The sequence below is a fragment of the Cupriavidus basilensis genome (assembly GCF_000876015.1).
GTDB classification, from domain to species: domain Bacteria; phylum Pseudomonadota; class Gammaproteobacteria; order Burkholderiales; family Burkholderiaceae; genus Cupriavidus; species Cupriavidus basilensis_B.
Window position 1 is genome coordinate 47,351 of the sequence record NZ_BBQM01000005.1, and the last position, 16,331, is coordinate 63,681.

Sequence of the window (16,331 nt, forward strand, 5' to 3'; positions counted from 1 at the left end):
CACTATCATGGCGCAGCCCCGACCCAGACCGCAAGCATCATGACCCTGCCTCCGACCCCGCCCGCCACCGGCGACTTCCTGCCCGGCATGCCCTTCCGCCACTACAAGGGCGGCGCCTACGCCATCACCGGGCTCGGCCTGCTCGAGTCCGACCTGTCGCGCGTGGTGGTGTACCAGTCGATGCGCGACCGCAGCGAGCTGTGGGTGCGCCCGCTCGCCGTGTTCACCGAGACCGTGGCGACGCCGCAGGGCGCGCAGCCGCGCTTCGCGCCGGACTGGCCGGCGGCGCTGGCCTGCCTGGACTTCCTGCCGCGCGCCGCGGTGCTGCAGGCGCTGGCCTGCTACGACGCGCCGTACCGCCGCTACCACGACCGCCGCCACGTGCTGGAGATGTTCGCCGTGGCGCAGGCGCGCGGCCTCGCGCTCTCGCCCGCGCAGGCGCTGGCGGTGCTGTTCCACGACGCGGTCTACGTGCCGGGGTGCGAGCACAACGAGGCCGCCTCCGCGGCGCTGATCGAGACCGTGGCCGGCGGCGCGGATGCCGCGGTCATGGCGCTGGCCGCGCGCATCGTGATGGATACCCGCGGGCATCGCGCCTCGGCGCCCGAATCGGAACCGGTGCTGGACCTCGACCTGTGGCGCCTGGCCGCGCCGGCGGCGGATTTCGACGCCTACACCGAGGCGGTGTTCGAGGAAAACCGCGCGCTGCTGGCCAGCCGCTCGGGCTTGTCCGGCGAGGCGCTGCGGGCGGACTTCATGGCGCGCCGCATCGCCTTCCTGCAGGCGATGGCGCGGCGCGAGCGCCTGTTCCTGACGCCGGCCTTCGCCGATTGCGAGGCGCCGGCGCGCGCCAACATCGCGCGCATGGCGGCCGGGGCCTGAGGCGATGGAGGCCGTCCGTGGCGCCGATGCGTGGCTCACGCCGCTTGCCGCGCTGGGCGCGGTCGGCCTGCTGGCCGTGTTCGTGCTGTTGCTGCTGGGCGTGGTGCGCGGCCTGCTGCTGGTGATCCGGCCGCTGGTGCGCCGGCTCGACGGCGCGCGCCTGCGCGGGCGCGACGCGCTGCTGGCGCGCGCCGGGCCGCCGTGGCCGCGCCTGCTGCGCGTGCTGGAGCGCGTGCTGGAGCGAGACGTGGCCGAGCTGCTGTTGCTGGCCACCGCCGGCGCATTGCTGCTGGCGTGCGCCGCGGCGCTGCTGTGGCTGGGCGCGGCCATCGCCCACGGCGCGCCGCTGGTGCGGCTGGACGAGGCCGTGTTCGCGCAGTTGCGCGCGTGGCGGCGGGACTGGCTCGACGTGGCGATGGTGGCCATCACCGAACTGGGCGGCGCGCGCGTGTCGGTGGCGGTGGCGGTGGCCGTGCTGGCGTGGCTGGCATGGCGCCGCGCGTGGGTGGCCGCGGCCTACTGGGTGGGCGCGCTGCTCGGCGCGCGCGCCTGCGTGATGGTGCTCAAGCTGGCGCTGGCGCGCGGGCGGCCCGCCAGCATCTACGATGGCCTGGAGTCGTTCTCGTTCCCGAGCGGCCACGCCGCCAGCAGCATGGTGACGTATGGCTTCCTGGCCTTCCTGCTGTGCCTGCGTCAGCCGTGGCGCGTGCGCATGCCGGTGGTGGCGCTGACCGCGGTGGCGGTGGCGCTGATCTGCCTGTCGCGGCTGTACCTCGGCATGCACTGGCTGTCCGACGTGCTGGCCGGCTGCGCGCTGGGTTTCGCGTGGATCGTGCTGCTGGGCACCGCCTACGCGGCGCTGCACGCGCCGGAGCGGCTGGCGCCGCTGCGCCTGGGCGCGCTTGCCGCGGCCGCGGCGCTGGCGGCGGGCGCGTGGATCCTGGTGTTCCGGCTGGACGAGACGGTGGAGCGCTACCGCCGCGCGCTCACGGCTGGGACGGCGCCGGCGGCGGCAGCCTCGACACCAGCAGCTGGTCGATCTTGTGATGGTCGATGTCCAGCACTTCGAAGCGGTAGCCCGCCGCCTCGATGAATTCGGACTTCTTCGGGATGCGCTTGAGCGAGTAGATCACCAGCCCGGCGGCGGTGTCGACGTAGTCCTCGCCGGGCAGATCGTCGAGCTCCAGCGCCTTCTTGAGGTCCACCAGCGGCGTCAGGCCGTCCACCAGCCACGAGCCGTCGTCGCGCCGCACGATCTGCTCGTCCTCGCTGGAATAGATGATGTTGCCCATCAGCGCGCCGACGATGTCGTCCAGCGTGACGATGCCCACCACCAGCCCGTACTCGTTCATCACCACCGCGAAGCTCTGGTGCATCTCGCGAAAGCGCGTGAGCGCCTCGGTCAGCGTGAGCGTGTCGGGGATCACCAGCACGTTCTTGTCGTGGTGCTTGCCGATGTTGCCGATGTTGCCGATCACGCCGGTGGTGTCGTCGGCCAGGAACATCTGCAGGATGTCCTTGGAGTCGATGTAGCCGAGCACGTCGTCGAGGTTGTGCCCGCACACCGGGTACTGCGCGTGCGGGTGGTTGACCAGCTTGCGGCGCAGGCTGTCGGCGGGCTCGTCCAGGCCGATGTAGACCACGTCGTCGCGCGGCGTCATCACCGCGGTGACGTTCTTGGCGTCGAGCTCGAACACGTTCTCGATCAGGTGGATCTCGTGCTTGTGCAGCACGCCGGCCTCGGCGCCGGCGTCCACCATCGCCGCGATGTCTTCCGAGGTGATCTGGTCGATCTGCTTGGTGGGCAGGCCGAACAGGCGCAGGGTGGCGTCGGCGCTGGCGTTGAACACCCAGACCAGCGGCTTGAAGACCTTGATCATGGTCAGCATCGGCCCGATCACCAGCAGCGCGCAGGGCTCGGGAAAGCTCATGGCGATGCGCTTGGGGATCAGGTCGGCGAACTGGATGAACAGCAGCGTGACCACCAGGAACGAGCCGACGTTGGCGATCTGCCCGGCGGCCGCGGCGTCGAAGTAGGGCAGCAGCGCCGCGTGCAGCAGGTCGGAGACGTGCTTCTCGCCGACGATACCGGCGAGGATGGCCACGCTGTTGACGCCGATCTGCACGATGGTGAAGAAATTCCCGGGCTCTTCCTTGAGCAGCATGATCTTGGTGGCGCGGCGGTCGCCGCGCTCGGACAGCGTCTGCAGCTTGGTGCGGCGCGATGCGGTCAGCGCGATCTCGGAGGTCGAGAAGAAGGCGCTGATCAGGATGAGCAGGAGCAGGATTAGGGCGAACATAGGTTTCAGAAAGCACCAGATGGGCGCTTCAGGCTGTCTGATGATGGTGCACGGCGCATGGGGCTGTCAAATTCCGGGCGCCGGCGGGCGCTACTTGAGGACGTGTTCGAAGCTGACCGCCGGCGCTTCCAGGCGCGCGGGCAGCGTGGCCGCGAGTTGCAGCGCGGCGCCGGCGAACTGCGCGCGCATGTCGTCGGCCAGGCTGGAGCTGCCGCGGTGGCTGGCGCGCAGGGCCTGGATCTCGAAGGCCAGCGCCGGCTTGACCGTGTGCAGCGAGACCCGTTCCGGGCTGGCGCCGAGCGCGGTGTACTGGTCGAGCAGGGTCAGGCCCAGGCCCGCGTCGACCAGCGCCAGCGCCAGCGAGTAGGTCTGGACTTCCAGCATCGAGCGCGGCTCGAGCGCGTTGCGCGCGAGCGTCTGGCGCACCAGCAGGCCGAGCGAGCTGTTGTCGTCGTAGGCGATGAAGGGGCGCTCCACCAGCCGCTGCATCGGCACGTCGGCGCGCCGCGCGCGCGGCGAGGACGGCAAGAGCGGCTCGCCGCGCGGCACCGCCAGCAGCATCTGCCCGCTGGCCACCGGCTCGCTGGCGATGGCCTCGTGGCGCGGCGGCGCGAAGGCGAAGCCGAGGTCGATCTGGTTGGCCAGCAGGCCCTGCACGATCTCGTCGGTATGGTGGGTCAGCACCTGCACCTGGGTGTCCGGGTGGCGCGCGCAGAAGCGGCGCACGGCGGGCACCAGCAGCGGGTTGGCGAGGCTGGGCGTGGCCGCCACGCGCAGCCGGCCCGCGCCCTTGTGGCGCAGGCTCTCCGAGACGCGCCGCACGCGCTCGATCTCGCCGTAGAGCCGCTCCACGTCGCCGTACAGCGCGGTGGCCTCCGGCGTGGCCTGCAGGCGGCCCTTGACGCGCTCGAACAGGCGGAAGCCGAGCGTGGCCTCGGCGTGCTGCAGCACGCGCGTCACCACGGGCTGGGAGACGTGCAGCAGGCGCGCGGCCTCGCTGACGGTGCCGGTCAGCATGACGGCGCGGAAGATCTCGATCTGGCGCAGGCGCATCGGGGGCAGGCGTGGACGGGAAAGGGAAGGGGCGGCGGGGCATCCATAGCCTGAGGACATATTCTGGCACGTATTCGCATTGGGCAAGCCGGCGCGGCTGGTCTACGCTCTCGCGGATCGGATCGAATGGCGGCGAGGCAGGCAATGAAGGTAGTGATCGTGGGGGCGGGGGTGATCGGCATGAGCACGGCGTGGCGGCTGGCGGCCGACGGGCACGAGGTCGCGGTGCTGGAGCGCCGCGCCGGCCCGGGCGAGGAAACCAGCTTCGCCAACGGCGGCCAGCTGAGCTACAGCTACGTGGCGCCGCTGGCCGGGCCGGGCGTGCTGGGCAAGGTGCCGGGCTGGCTGCTGCGCGCCGATTCGCCGATGCGCTTCCGGCCCTCGCCGGACCCGGCGCAATGGCGCTGGCTGGCGGCGTTCGCGCGCGCCTGCAACGCCGCCGCCAGCGAGGCCACCACGCGCAAGCTGCTGCGCCTGGCGTTCCATTCGCGCGACCTGATGCGGGCTTTCGTCGACGGCGGGCCGGACGACTTCGGCTTCGCGCGGCGCGGCAAGCTGATCGTGCACCGCGACGCCGCGAGCTTCGCCGCGGCGTGCCGCCTGCTCGACTACCAGGCCAGCCTGGGCTGCGAGCAGCAGGCGCTGGACCGCGACGCCACCGTGGCGCTGGAGCCGGCGCTGGCGGGCATCCGCGGCGAGATCGCCGGCGCCATCCATACGCCGAGCGAGGAAGTGGCGGACTGCCACCGCTTCTGCCTGTCGCTGGCCCGCTTGCTGCATGACCGTCCCGGCGTGTCGCTGCGCTTCGGCACCGACGTGCGGGGCATCGAGCGCGAGGGCGGACGCGAGGATGGACGTGTCACAGGCGTGCGCACCGCCGCCGGCGTCGAGCGCGCCGACGCGGTGGTGGTGGCCGGCGGCATGGGCAGCGTGGGCCTGCTGCGCCCGCTCGGCCTGCGCGTGCCGCTGTGGCCGCTCAAGGGCTACAGCATCACGGTGCCGATCCGCGACGGCGCCGGCGCGCCGCACATCAGCATCACCGACTTCGCGCGCAAGATCGTCTATGCCCGCATCGGCAACACGCTGCGCGTGGCGGGCATGGCCGACCTCGTGCGCGGCGATACCGCGATCGACCGCCGCCGCATCGCCACGCTGGCCGGCGAGACCCGCGCGCTGTTCGCCGGGGTGGCGCCCGACGCGCAGTCGCCCGCGCAGCTGCAGCCGTGGGCCGGCCTGCGCCCGGCCACGCCCAGCGGGCTGCCGCTGGTGGGGCCGTCGCGCGTGCGCGGGCTGTGGCTCAACCTCGGCCACGGCGCGCTGGGCTTCACGCTGGCGCTGGGCAGCGCTAGCCTGCTGGCCGACCGGCTGGCCGGGCGCAAGCCCGCGGTCGAGGCCGAGGATTTCAGCGCGATGGCGGCGTAGCGCCCGCGGCGCGCAGCCAGGACGGATCCGCTTTGCCGCCGCGTTATCGCGCTTTACCGCCGCTTTTACCGTCGCTTTTCTTACCGCATCCCCCGGCCGTACCGCGGCAGCGTCCGCACCGAGCCTGACAACCATACATACGAGCCACCCTCACAGAGTCGTCCCTCAACCCACGGAGAAACACAAGATGAAACCGCATGCACGCCTGCCCCGCCTGAACCGATTCTCCCGCTGCCTGCTGGCCGCCGCCGTGCTCGCGGGCGCCGCCGGCGCCCCCGGCATGGCCAGTGCCGAGGACGGCGACACGCTGCGCAAGATCAAGGAAACCGGCGTGATCTCGCTGGGCTACCGCGACTCGTCGATCCCGTTCTCGTACACCAATGGCAAAGACGTGATGGGCTACTCGCACGAGATCCTGCTGCAGATCGTCGACAAGGTGAAGGCGCAGTTGCAGATGCCCAGCCTGCAGGTCCGGCTGACCCCGATCACCTCGCAGAACCGCATCCCGCTGATGCAGAACGGCACCATCGACATCGAGTGCGGCACCACCACCAACAACCTCGAGCGGCAGAAGCAGGTGGCGTTCTCCAACAGCCTGTTCGTCTACGGCCTGCGCATGCTGACCAAGAAGGACTCGGGCGTGAAGGACTTCCCCGACCTGAAGGACCGCAACGTGGTGACGACCGCCGGCACCACCGACGAGCGCCTGCTGGTCAAGATGAACGGCGAGAAGGCCATGAACATGAACCTGATCAGCACCAAGGACCACGGCCAGTCCTTCCTGATCCTGGAAAGCGGCCGCGCGGTGGCCTTCGTCATGGACGAGCCGCTGCTGTACGGCGAGCTGACCAAGGCCAAGAACGCCGCCGACTGGGTGGTGGTGGGCACGCCGCTGCAGACCGAGAACTACGCCTGCATGTTCCGCAAGGACGATCCCTCGTTCAAGAAGCTGGCCGACGACGTGATCGCCGGGCTGATGACCAGCGGGCGCGCCGAGCAGCTCTACAAGAAGTGGTTCCAGTCGCCGATCCCGCCGCGCGGGCTCAACCTCAACTACCCGCTGTCGGCCGACATGAAGGACCTGTACGCGCATCCGAACGATAAGGCGTTCCAGTAGGGCGCGCGGGTTCCGGGCGGGCCGGGCGGCCCGGCAGGCGGGGCCGCGGAGTTGCGCAAGGCGGGAAGGCGGACTACGCTCCTAATGCGGATATTCGCCGCCCGTCCTGTCTGGAGACCCCATGCAATCACTTCGACTTCGCACCGGCTGCCGCAAGGCCGTGTCCGCCGTGCTGTTTGCCGCTGCGCTGCTGGCCGCCGGCGCCGCCGCCCACGCTGCCGACCTGCTCGACACCGTCAGGCAGGCCGGCGTGCTCAGGATCGGCGTGGAGGGCACGTATCCCCCGTTCAACTACCGCGGCGCCAACAACCAGCTCGACGGCTTCGACGTCGACGTGGCCAGGGGCGTGGCGTCCCGGCTGGGCGTCAAGCCCGAGTTCGTCACCACCGAGTGGAGCGGCATCATTGCCGGGCTGCAGGCCGGCAAGTTCGACGTCATCGTCAACCAGGTCGCGGTCACGCCGGCGCGCAGGCAGGTGCTGGACTTCTCCACGCCCTACGTCTACTCGGCCGCGCAACTGATCCAGCGCAAGGACGACAAGCGCCAGTTCAAGTCGCTGGAGGACCTCAAGGGCAAGAAGCTTGGCGTGAGCCTGGGCAGCAACTACAACGAGCTGGCCAAGTCGGTGGACGGCATCGACGTCAGGACCTATCCCGGCGCGCCCGAGTACCTGCGCGACCTCGCCGCGCAGCGCGTGGACGCGGCGCTCAACGACCGCCTGATGGTCGGCTACCTGATCAAGACCGCCAACCTGCCGCTGCGGCCCGGCGCGATCGTCGAGGGCGGCGGCTCCGAGGTGGCGATTCCGTTCCGCAAGGACAACCCGAAGTTCGCGCAGGCCATCGACCGCGCGCTGGAAGACATGCGCAAGGACGGCTCGCTCGCCAGGCTGTCGGCGAAGTGGTTCGGCGGCGACGTGACCAGGCCCGCCAGGTAGGCCGGCAGGCTCGCGCGCGCTCATGTCCGCCCTGCAACTGGTCGTCGCTTCCCTGCCCGTGCTGATGCAGGGCGTGCTGCTGACCATCAAGTTCGCGCTGCTGTCGATGGCGTTCGGGCTGGTGGCCGGCGTGGTGGTGGCGCTGATGGGCATCGGCCACCAGCCGGTGCTGAGCGCGCTCGCGCGCGCCTACGTCAGCATCATGCGCGGCACGCCGCTGCTGGTGCAGATCTTCGTGGTGTACTACGGGCTGCCGGGCATCGGCATCGCGCTGGAGCCGACTCCGGCCGGCGTGCTGACGCTGAGCCTCAACGTGGGCGCCTATCTCTCCGAGAGCATGCGCGGCGCCATCCTCGGCATTCCGCGCGGGCAGTGGCTGGCCGCCTACAGCCTGGGCCTGACGCCGGGCCAGACGCTGCGCTACGTGGTCGGGCCGCAGGCGCTGCGCCTGGCGGTGCCGAGCCTGTCCAATAGCCTCATCAGCCTGATCAAGGACACCTCGCTGGTGTCGGTGATCACCGTGACCGAGCTGCTGCGCACGGCGCAGGAGGTGATCGCCGCCACCTACCAGCCGCTGCCGCTCTACCTGGCGGTGGCGGCGATCTACTGGGTGCTGAGCACGGTCCTGTCGCAGGCGCAGCGGCTGCTGGAGCGGCGGCTGTCGCTGCCGGGCAGGCATTAGGCGCGGGACGCGCCGCGGTAAAAACAAAAGCCAGCCTGAAAGGCTGGCTTTTGTTTTTTCGATGAGGCTTCGCTCGACCCCGGGGTTTGCTCCGCTCGCCCATCGCATGGGAGCGCGGAGCAAGCCACCGCGTTGTGGCGGTGCCTTGCGCGCTTACGCCGCTTCCCTGATCCGCTGCGCGATGTGCGCGAGCGCTTCTTCCACCTGGTCCACCAGGATCAGGCACAGGTCGCCGGCCTGCAGGTGCGCCAGCGCGGTATCGATGGCGAGGAACTCGCCGCGGATCTCCTCCACCGTGCTGGCGCGCTGCGCGCCTTGCAGGCCTTCGCGCAGCAGCGCCAGCACCTCGCCGTCCTCGCGGCCGCGCTGGCACTGGTCCTGGTACAGCACCACTTCGTCGAACACGCCGCCGAGGATCTCGGTCTGGCGGCGGATGTCGACGTCGCGGCGGTCGCCGGCGCCGCTGATCACCACCGAGCGGCGCTTGGCCGGCATGCTTTCGATGGCGTCGCACAGCGCCTGGATCGCGTCCGGGTTGTGGCCGTAGTCGGCGATCAGCGTGGCGCCCTTGTAGTCGAACACGTTGAAGCGGCCCGGGGCGGTGGCGGCGTCGTTGACGAAGGTGGCCAGGCCGCGGCGGATCGCGTCCCAGTCGATGCCGAGCGCCCACGCCGCGGCGACGGAGGACATCGCGTTCTCGACCTGGAAGCCGATGGTGCCGCCGCGCGTGAGCGGGATGTCCGTCAGCGCGATGCGCACCTGGCTGTCGCCTTCGGTGGCCACGATGTGGCCATCCTCGACGAACACCACGCGCTTGCCCTGCGCGCGGTGCGTGGCCATCACCGGGTTGTTGGTGTCGGCGGCGAAGAAGGTCACGGCGCCGGGGCAGGCGTCGGCCATGCGCACCACCATCGGGTCGGCGGCGTTGAGCACGGCCATGCCGTGCGGCGCCACGTTCTGCACGATCACGCTCTTGAGCACGGCCAGGTCTTCCACCGTGCTGATGTAGGACAGGCCGAGGTGGTCGCCTTCGCCCACGTTGGTGACGACGGCCACGTCGCAGCGGTCGAAGGCCAGGCCTTCGCGCAGCAGGCCGCCGCGCGCGGTCTCGAACACCGCGGCGTCGACGTCGGGGTGCATCAGCACGTTGCGCGCGCTGCGCGGGCCGCTGCAGTCGCCGGTGTCGATGCGCTCGCCCTGGATGTAGACGCCGTCGGTGCCGGTCATGCCCATGCGCAGGCCGCTGCCGGCGAGCAGATGGGCGATCAGGCGCACCGTGGTGGTCTTGCCGTTGGTGCCGGACACCGCCACCACCGGGATGCGGCCGTCGTCGCCGTCGGCGAACATGGTGGAGACGATGGCCTCGCCGACCGCGCGGCCCTTGCCGTAGGACGGCTGCAGGTGCATGCGCAGGCCCGGCGCGGCGTTGACCTCGACGATGCCGCCGGCCTGTTCCTCGAACGGCTTGAGCACGGTCTCGCAGACCGCGTCCACGCCGCAGATGTCGAGCCCGACCATCTGCGCCGCGGCCACGGCGCGCGCGGCCATGTCGGGGTGCACGTCGTCGGTGACGTCGGTGGCGCTGCCGCCGGTGGAGAGGTTGGCGTTGTTGCGCAGGACCACGCGCGTGCCCTTGGGCGGCACCGTGTCGGCGGTCAGGTTCTGCTTGGCCAGCACGGCCAGCGCGATGTCGTCGAAGCGGATCTTGGTCAGCGAGGTGGCGTGGCCTTCGCCGCGGCGCGGGTCGCGGTTGACCTCGTCGACCAGCTCGCGCACGGTGTGCCTGCCGTCGCCGGTGACCTGGGGCGGGTCGCGGCGCGCCGCGGCCACCAGGTGCTTGCCCACCACCAGCAGGCGGAAATCGTGCCCCGGGATGTAGCGCTCGACGATCACGTCCGAGCTGATGTCGGAGGCGACCTCGAAGGCGGCGTTGATTTCCTCGCGGGTGCGGATGCGCACGGCCACGCCCTTGCCCTGGTTGCCGTCGCGCGGCTTGACCACCACCGGCGCGTTGATCTCCTGGGCGGCGGCCCAGGCCTGGTCGGCGTCGGTCACGGTGCGGCCCAGCGGCACCGGCACGCCGGCGGCGTGCAGCAGGGTCTTGGTGAGGTCCTTGTCCTGCGCGATCGATTCCGAGACCGCGCTGGTCATGTCGGTCTCGGCGGCCTGGATGCGGCGCTGCTTGCTGCCCCAGCCGAACTGCACCATGCTGCCCTGGGTCAGGCGGCGGTAGGGAATGCCGCGCGCCACGGCGGCGTAGACGATGGAGCCGGTGCTCGGCCCCAGGCGCACGTCCTCGTCGAGTTCGCGCAGGCGGTGCAGCGCGTCGGCGAGGTCGAACGGCATGTCGTCGCGCGCGGCGCGGCACAGCGTGGCGGCCAGTTCCAGCGCGAGCCGGCCGACTTCCTCCTCGCTGTACTGCACCACCACCTGGTAGGTGCCGGGCTCGACCGTGGGCGCGGTGCGGCTGAAGCTGACCGGGCAGCCGGCCTCGGCCTGCAGGCGCAGCGCGGCGCATTCGAGCGCGTGCGCGAGCGAGACCACGCCTTCGTTGTCGTCGGGCCGCAGCGGGCCGACTTCGGGGAAGCGCGCGCGCAGGCGCTCTTCGAAGCCGGGCAACTGGGCCAGCGTGTGGGCCTCGTCGGAGCACGAGACGATGGCCTCGATGGCGGTGTGGCGGCACCACAGGTTGGGGCCGCGCAGGGCCCGGATACGTGAGACTTCCATGAAATCAGTTTCCTCTGGGATCCGTTCTTCTGCGTTCCGGATCAGGCGCGGCGGCCCGGCTGGCCCATCCACTGGTGGACCTGGTCGATGGTGGGCAGGGTCGAGCCCTCGTCGCATTGCAGCACCAGCAGGTCGCCGGCCACCACTTGCGCGAGCGCTGCCTCGACCGCCTGGCGGCGCGAGCCTTCGTCGATGATCTTGGTCACGCGGCGGCCTTCGTACAGGCCCTGCTTGAGCAGCGCGCGGGCTTCGGCGTCGGGCAGCGCGCTCTCCACGGAGCGGTCCTCGCACAGGAACACGCGGTCGAAGGCGGCGCCCAGGATCTTGCCCTGCCGGACCATGTCCTCGTCGCGGCGCGGCAGGCCGGCGCCGTACACCACCACGCGGCGCTCGGTCGGGAAGCGCTCCAGCGCCGCCACCAGCGCTTCCAGCGCGGGGGCGTTGTGGGCGTCGTCGATCACCACGATGGCGCCGTTGCGCTCGAACAGCGTGAAGCGGCCCGGCACGTCCACCTGGCCCACGTCGAACGTCACCACGCCGGCGCGGATCAGGTCGTGCGAGATGCCCAGCGCCCAGCCGGTGGCCACGGCCGCCAGCACGTTCTCGACCTGGAAGGCCACGCGGCCGGCGTAGGTGAGGGGAATCGCGGCGACGTCGGCCAGCGGCGTCTCGCGGCTGCCGGTGGCCAGTACCACCTTGCCGTCGCGCACGAAGACCGCGCGCTTGCCGGCCGCGCGGTGCGCGGCGATGGCGGGCAGGTCGGCCGACAGGCCGAAGAAGATCACGTCGCCGTCGCACAGCTCGGCCATCTCGACCACCAGCGGGTCGCGCGCGTTGAGCACGGCCACGCCGCCGTCGAGCACCACGTCGACCTGGGTGCGCAGCACGTTGTACATCTTGCCGATTTCCTCGACGTAGTACTGGCCGAGGTGGTCGGGCACGTCGATGTTCGTGACCACGCCGACCTGGCAGCGGTCATAGGCGAGGCCCTGGGAGAGGATGGCGCCGCTGTCGTTCTCGAGCACGGCGGCATCGACCGCGCGGTTCATCAGGATGCGGTGCGCGGCGTCCCAGTTGGCGCGGTCGCCGGCTTCTACCTGGCGGCGGTCCAGGTAGAGGCCGTCGCTGCAGGCCAGGCCGGTGTGCTTGCCGGACAGTTGCAGCAGGCGCGCCACCAGCTTGGCCACCACGGTCTTGCCGTTGGTGCCGGTGATGCCGACCACCGGGATGCGGCCGTTGTCGTCGCCTTCGCCGGCGGGGAACAGGTGGTCCACCACGGCGCGTCCGACCGGGCGCGCCTCGCCGTTGGAGGGCTTGAGGTGCATCAGCAGGCCGGGGCCGGCGTTGACCTCGACGATGGCGCCGCGCTGCTCGGCGAGCGGGCGCGAGATGTCCTGCGCCACCAGGTCCACGCCGGCGATGTCCAGGCCCACCACGCGGGCGGCCAGCGAGGCATGCGCGGCCACGCTCGGGTGCACGCGGTCGGTCACGTCGAAGGCGACGTTGCCGTTGCGCTGGATCAGCACGTGCTTGCCTTCGGGCGGCACCGAGCTGGCGTCATAGCCCTGGCGCCTGAGCTCGAGGCGAGCGGCGGAATCGAGGCGCACCTTGTTGAGCGGGTGGTCCTCGGTGCTGCCGCGGCGCGGGTCGGAATTGATCTGCAGCTCGATCAGCTCGTCGATGGTCGAGCGGCCGTCGCCGGTCACGCTGGCGGTCTCGCCCATCGCGGCGGCCACCAGGCGGCCGCCCACCACCAGCAGGCGGTGTTCGTTGCCGGGCACGAAGCGCTCGACGATGACGCCGCTGCCTTCGTCGATGGCCACCGCGTAGGCGGTCTCGACTTCCTCGCGCGTGGTCAGGTTGGTGAACACGCCGCGGCCGTGGTTGCCGTCGTAGGGCTTGACCACCACCGGCACGCCGATGTCCTCGGCGGCGTCCCAGGCGTCGGCGGCGTTGTCCACCAGGCGGCCTTCGGGCACGGGCACGCCGCACGATTCGAGCAGGCTCTTGGTCAGGTCCTTGTCGCGCGAGATGCTCTCGGCGATGGCGCTGGTGCGGTCGGTCTCGGCGGTCCAGATGCGGCGCTGGCGGCTGCCGTAGCCGAGCTGCACGAGGTTGCCCTCGGACAGGCGGATGGCGGGGATGTCGCGGTCGTCGGCGGCGTCGACGATGCACGCGGTGCTGGGCCCCAGGCAATGCTTGTCGACCAGGCGGCGCAGGTGGTCCACGGCCGCCTGCACGTCGTAGGGGCGGTCCTCGATGGCGGCCATCACCAGGTCGCGCGCGGAGAACAGGGCGGCGCGGGTGACTTCCTCGTGCCAGGCGCGCACCACCACCTTGTAGACGCCGCGGATCGGGGTCTCGCGCGCCTTGCCGAAGCCGCCGGGCATGCCGGCCAGGTTCTGCAGCTCGAGCGTGACGTGTTCGAGGATGTGGCCGGGCCAGGTGCCTTCCTTGAGGCGCTGCAGGAAGCCGCCGCGCTCGCCGATGCTGCAGCGGTGCTCGATCAGCGAGGGCAGCCAGGCCGACAGGCGCTCGTAGAATCCCGGGATGGTGTTGGAGGGAAAGTCCTCCAGTTCCCCGATGTCGACCCACGCCTCCAGCACAGGCCGATATGTCCACATATTCGGGCCGCGCAGCGACATGACATCGAAAATCTCAATGTCCTTCTTTTTCATTGATTTAGCTTGAGGCAGTGGGCGAGTGCCCGAGAAATAGAAGCCTAACCTTTCAGTAACGTTACAACGGTCAGCCGGTTGACTTTCTTGATTAAAAAGCGATTGTGCAGTGCATCAGGAGCGCCCGTGCGTTTGGCCTTATGTATACTGCGGGCAAATTGGCGGGCCGCCAGGGCGCGCCCGCGCTAAATTGTTTCAAGTTATGTCCATGTCCAGGGGACGCAGCATGCTGTGCCAACGATGACCCAACCTTCCTTGCCCGCGATTGATACCGACGCCCCGAACGAACCGTGGCGTAACGAACTCGGCACCCGTCTGGTGCCCGGCGAGGCCGTCCTGGCCTGGCTGGCGGTGGATCTCGACGCGAGGCTGCATTTTACCCAAGGCTGGGTGCTTGTGACGGATCGTCGACTGCTGGCCCGCACGTCGGGCCAGGGCGACTGGCAGGAATGGGCGGTCCAGCCCGGATTATCGCTGCATCACGCCGATCATGCCGGCGTCGGCACGCTCGAGCTGCAGCAGGCCGGCCGCCTGCTGGCGAGCTGGCGCTACACGCTGGGCCACAACCCGGCCGCGCTGCGCCTGATCGACCAGTTCCATGCCCGGCGCGACCTGCCGCAGGCGGGCGCCCAGGGGCTGCCCGGCGCCGAGGCGGTGTGCCCGACCTGCAAGGCGCCGCTGTCGCCCGACGACGAGCAGTGCCCGCAGTGCAGCCGCGACCTGGAGACGCCGCCCTCGACCTGGGCGCTGCTGCGCCTGTGGCGCTTTGCCCGGCCGTACCGCTTCGAGCTGCTGGCCGGTTTCCTGCTGACGCTGCTGTCGACGGCCGCCACGCTGGTGCCGCCGTACCTGACCATGCCGCTGATGGACAACGTGCTGATTCCGTTCCAGAACGGCGTGCCCATCGACTACGGCCGGGTCAAGCTCTACCTCGCCGGCCTGCTGGGCGCGGCGCTGGTGGCGTGGAGTCTGGGCTGGGCGCGCACCTACCTGCTGGCGCGGGTGTCGGAGCGCATCGGCGCCGACCTGCGCACCACCACCTACGAACACCTGCTGCGCCTGTCGCTGGAGTATTTCGGCGGCAAGCGCACCGGCGACCTGATGGCGCGCATCGGCTCGGAAAGCGACCGCATCTGCGTGTTCCTGTCGCTGCATCTGCTGGATTTCGCCACCGACGTGCTGATGATCGTCATGACGGCGGCCATCCTGATCTCCATCAACCCGTGGCTGGCGCTGGTGACGCTGGTGCCGCTGCCGTTCATCGCGTGGATGATCCACCTGGTGCGCGACCGCCTGCGCCACGGCTTCGAGAAGATCGACCGGATCTGGTCCGAGATCACCAACGTGCTGGCCGACACCATCCCGGGCATCCGCGTGGTCAAGGCCTTCGCCCAGGAAAAGCGCGAGGTCGAGCGCTTCCGCGAGGCCAACCGCCACAACCTGGCCATCAACGACCGCGTCAACGCGGTGTGGTCGCTGTTCACGCCGACCGTCACGCTGCTGACCGAGATCGGCCTGCTGGTGGTGTGGATCTTCGGCATCTGGCAGGTCTCGCACAACGCCATCACGGTGGGCGTGCTGGTGGCCTTCCTGACCTACATCAGCCGCTTCTATACGCGCCTGGACTCGATGAGCCGCATCGTCTCGGTCACGCAGAAGGCGGCCGCCGGCGCCAAGCGCATCTTCGACATCCTCGATCACGTCTCGAGCGTGCCGGAGCCGACCCGGCCCGTGCACCTGGAGCGCGTGGAAGGCGCCATCGAGCTGCGCGACCTGGGCTTCCGCTATGGCAACCGCGCGGTGATCCGCGGGCTCAACCTGTCGATCGCGCCGGGCGAGATGATCGGCCTGGTGGGGCACAGCGGCTCGGGCAAGAGCACGCTGGTCAACCTGATCTGCCGCTTCTACGACGTCTCGGAAGGCGCGATCCGCGTCGACGGGGTGGACATCCGCTCGCTGCCGGTGTCGGAGTTCCGCCGTCACATCGGGCTGGTGCTGCAGGAGCCGTTCCTGTTCTTCGGCACCATCGCCGAGAACATCGCCTACGGCAAGCCCGGCGCGACCCGCGAGGAGATCGTCGCGGCCGCGCGCGCGGCCCACGCGCACGAGTTCATCCTGCGCCTGCCGCACGGCTACGACTCGCTGGTCGGCGAGCGCGGCCAGGCGCTGTCCGGCGGCGAGCGCCAGCGCATCTCGATCGCGCGCGCGCTGCTGATCAACCCGCGCATCCTCATCATGGACGAGGCCACCTCGTCGGTGGACACCGCCACCGAGAAGGAAATCCAGAAGGCGCTCGACAACCTGGTGCAGGGCCGCACCACGATCGCCATCGCGCACCGCCTGTCGACGCTGCGCAAGGCCGACCGGCTGGTGGTGATGGACCGCGGCCAGATCGTGGAAGTGGGCGGGCACGAGGAGCTGCTGGCTCGCGAAGGCGCCTACTACAAGCTCTACCAGGCGCAGGCCCGCAACGTCGACACCGACGCGGACCCGAGCCTCGATACCGCCGCAGCGGCCAACGTGTAAGCAGGCA

General features: G+C 70.5%; 11 protein-coding genes. 7 read left to right on the top strand and 4 right to left on the bottom strand.

Annotated elements, in window-relative coordinates:
* The first annotated feature begins 39 nt into the window (after window positions 1–39).
* Window positions 40–882, top strand: a complete 843-nt coding sequence (locus tag KF708C_RS03590; protein WP_059410772.1) for a DUF1653 domain-containing protein — start codon at window positions 40–42, stop codon at window positions 880–882.
* A 4-nt stretch (window positions 883–886) separates the two neighbouring features.
* Window positions 887–1,975 carry a phosphatase PAP2 family protein gene (locus KF708C_RS03595; protein WP_059410773.1) on the top strand — a complete coding sequence of 363 codons (1,089 nt, stop codon included), beginning with the start codon at window positions 887–889 and terminating at the stop codon, window positions 1,973–1,975.
* On the opposite strand, the gene KF708C_RS03600 is transcribed toward KF708C_RS03595, so the two are convergent.
* Both KF708C_RS03600 and KF708C_RS03605 read right to left on the bottom strand, forming a co-directional pair.
* Window positions 1,869–3,182, bottom strand: coding sequence for a hemolysin family protein (locus KF708C_RS03600; RefSeq protein ID WP_020200955.1), 1,314 nt, complete (start codon window positions 3,180–3,182; stop codon window positions 1,869–1,871). The genes KF708C_RS03595 and KF708C_RS03600 overlap by 107 nt on opposite strands.
* 90 nt (window positions 3,183–3,272) lie before the next feature.
* On the bottom strand, window positions 3,273–4,235 hold the full coding sequence (locus KF708C_RS03605; protein WP_059410774.1) for a LysR family transcriptional regulator: 963 nt from the start codon (window positions 4,233–4,235) through the stop codon (window positions 3,273–3,275).
* Between the two features lie 144 nt (window positions 4,236–4,379).
* Here KF708C_RS03605 and KF708C_RS03610 point away from each other — a divergent pair, with 144 nt between their 5' ends.
* From KF708C_RS03610 to KF708C_RS03625, 4 genes are all read left to right on the top strand, one after another.
* Complete coding sequence (locus KF708C_RS03610; protein ID WP_020200957.1) at window positions 4,380–5,657, top strand: D-amino acid dehydrogenase; 1,278 nt, start codon at window positions 4,380–4,382, stop codon at window positions 5,655–5,657.
* Between the two features lie 187 nt (window positions 5,658–5,844).
* Complete coding sequence (locus KF708C_RS03615) at window positions 5,845–6,774, top strand: glutamate/aspartate ABC transporter substrate-binding protein (RefSeq protein WP_059410775.1); 930 nt, start codon at window positions 5,845–5,847, stop codon at window positions 6,772–6,774.
* 121 nt (window positions 6,775–6,895) lie between these two features.
* Window positions 6,896–7,711 carry a transporter substrate-binding domain-containing protein gene (locus KF708C_RS03620; protein WP_059410776.1) on the top strand — a complete coding sequence of 272 codons (816 nt, stop codon included), beginning with the start codon at window positions 6,896–6,898 and terminating at the stop codon, window positions 7,709–7,711.
* Between the two features lie 22 nt (window positions 7,712–7,733).
* Window positions 7,734–8,393 carry an amino acid ABC transporter permease gene (locus tag KF708C_RS03625; RefSeq protein ID WP_059410777.1) on the top strand — a complete coding sequence of 220 codons (660 nt, stop codon included), beginning with the start codon at window positions 7,734–7,736 and terminating at the stop codon, window positions 8,391–8,393.
* 153 nt (window positions 8,394–8,546) lie between these two features.
* Here KF708C_RS03625 and cphA (KF708C_RS03630) read toward each other — a convergent pair whose 3' ends face one another.
* Window positions 8,547–11,120, bottom strand: a complete 2,574-nt coding sequence (cphA, locus tag KF708C_RS03630) for a cyanophycin synthetase (protein WP_059410778.1) — start codon at window positions 11,118–11,120, stop codon at window positions 8,547–8,549.
* Window positions 11,121–11,161: 41 nt separating this feature from the next.
* Window positions 11,162–13,798 carry a cyanophycin synthetase gene (gene cphA / locus KF708C_RS03635; protein ID WP_059410779.1) on the bottom strand — a complete coding sequence of 879 codons (2,637 nt, stop codon included), beginning with the start codon at window positions 13,796–13,798 and terminating at the stop codon, window positions 11,162–11,164.
* Window positions 13,799–14,038: 240 nt separating this feature from the next.
* On the opposite strand from cphA (KF708C_RS03635), the gene KF708C_RS03640 reads away from it, so the two are divergent.
* Window positions 14,039–16,324 (top strand): cyanophycin metabolism-associated ABC transporter, encoded by a 2,286-nt coding sequence (locus KF708C_RS03640; protein ID WP_029043177.1) that lies wholly within the window; start codon window positions 14,039–14,041, stop codon window positions 16,322–16,324.
* Window positions 16,325–16,331 lie beyond the last annotated feature (7 nt).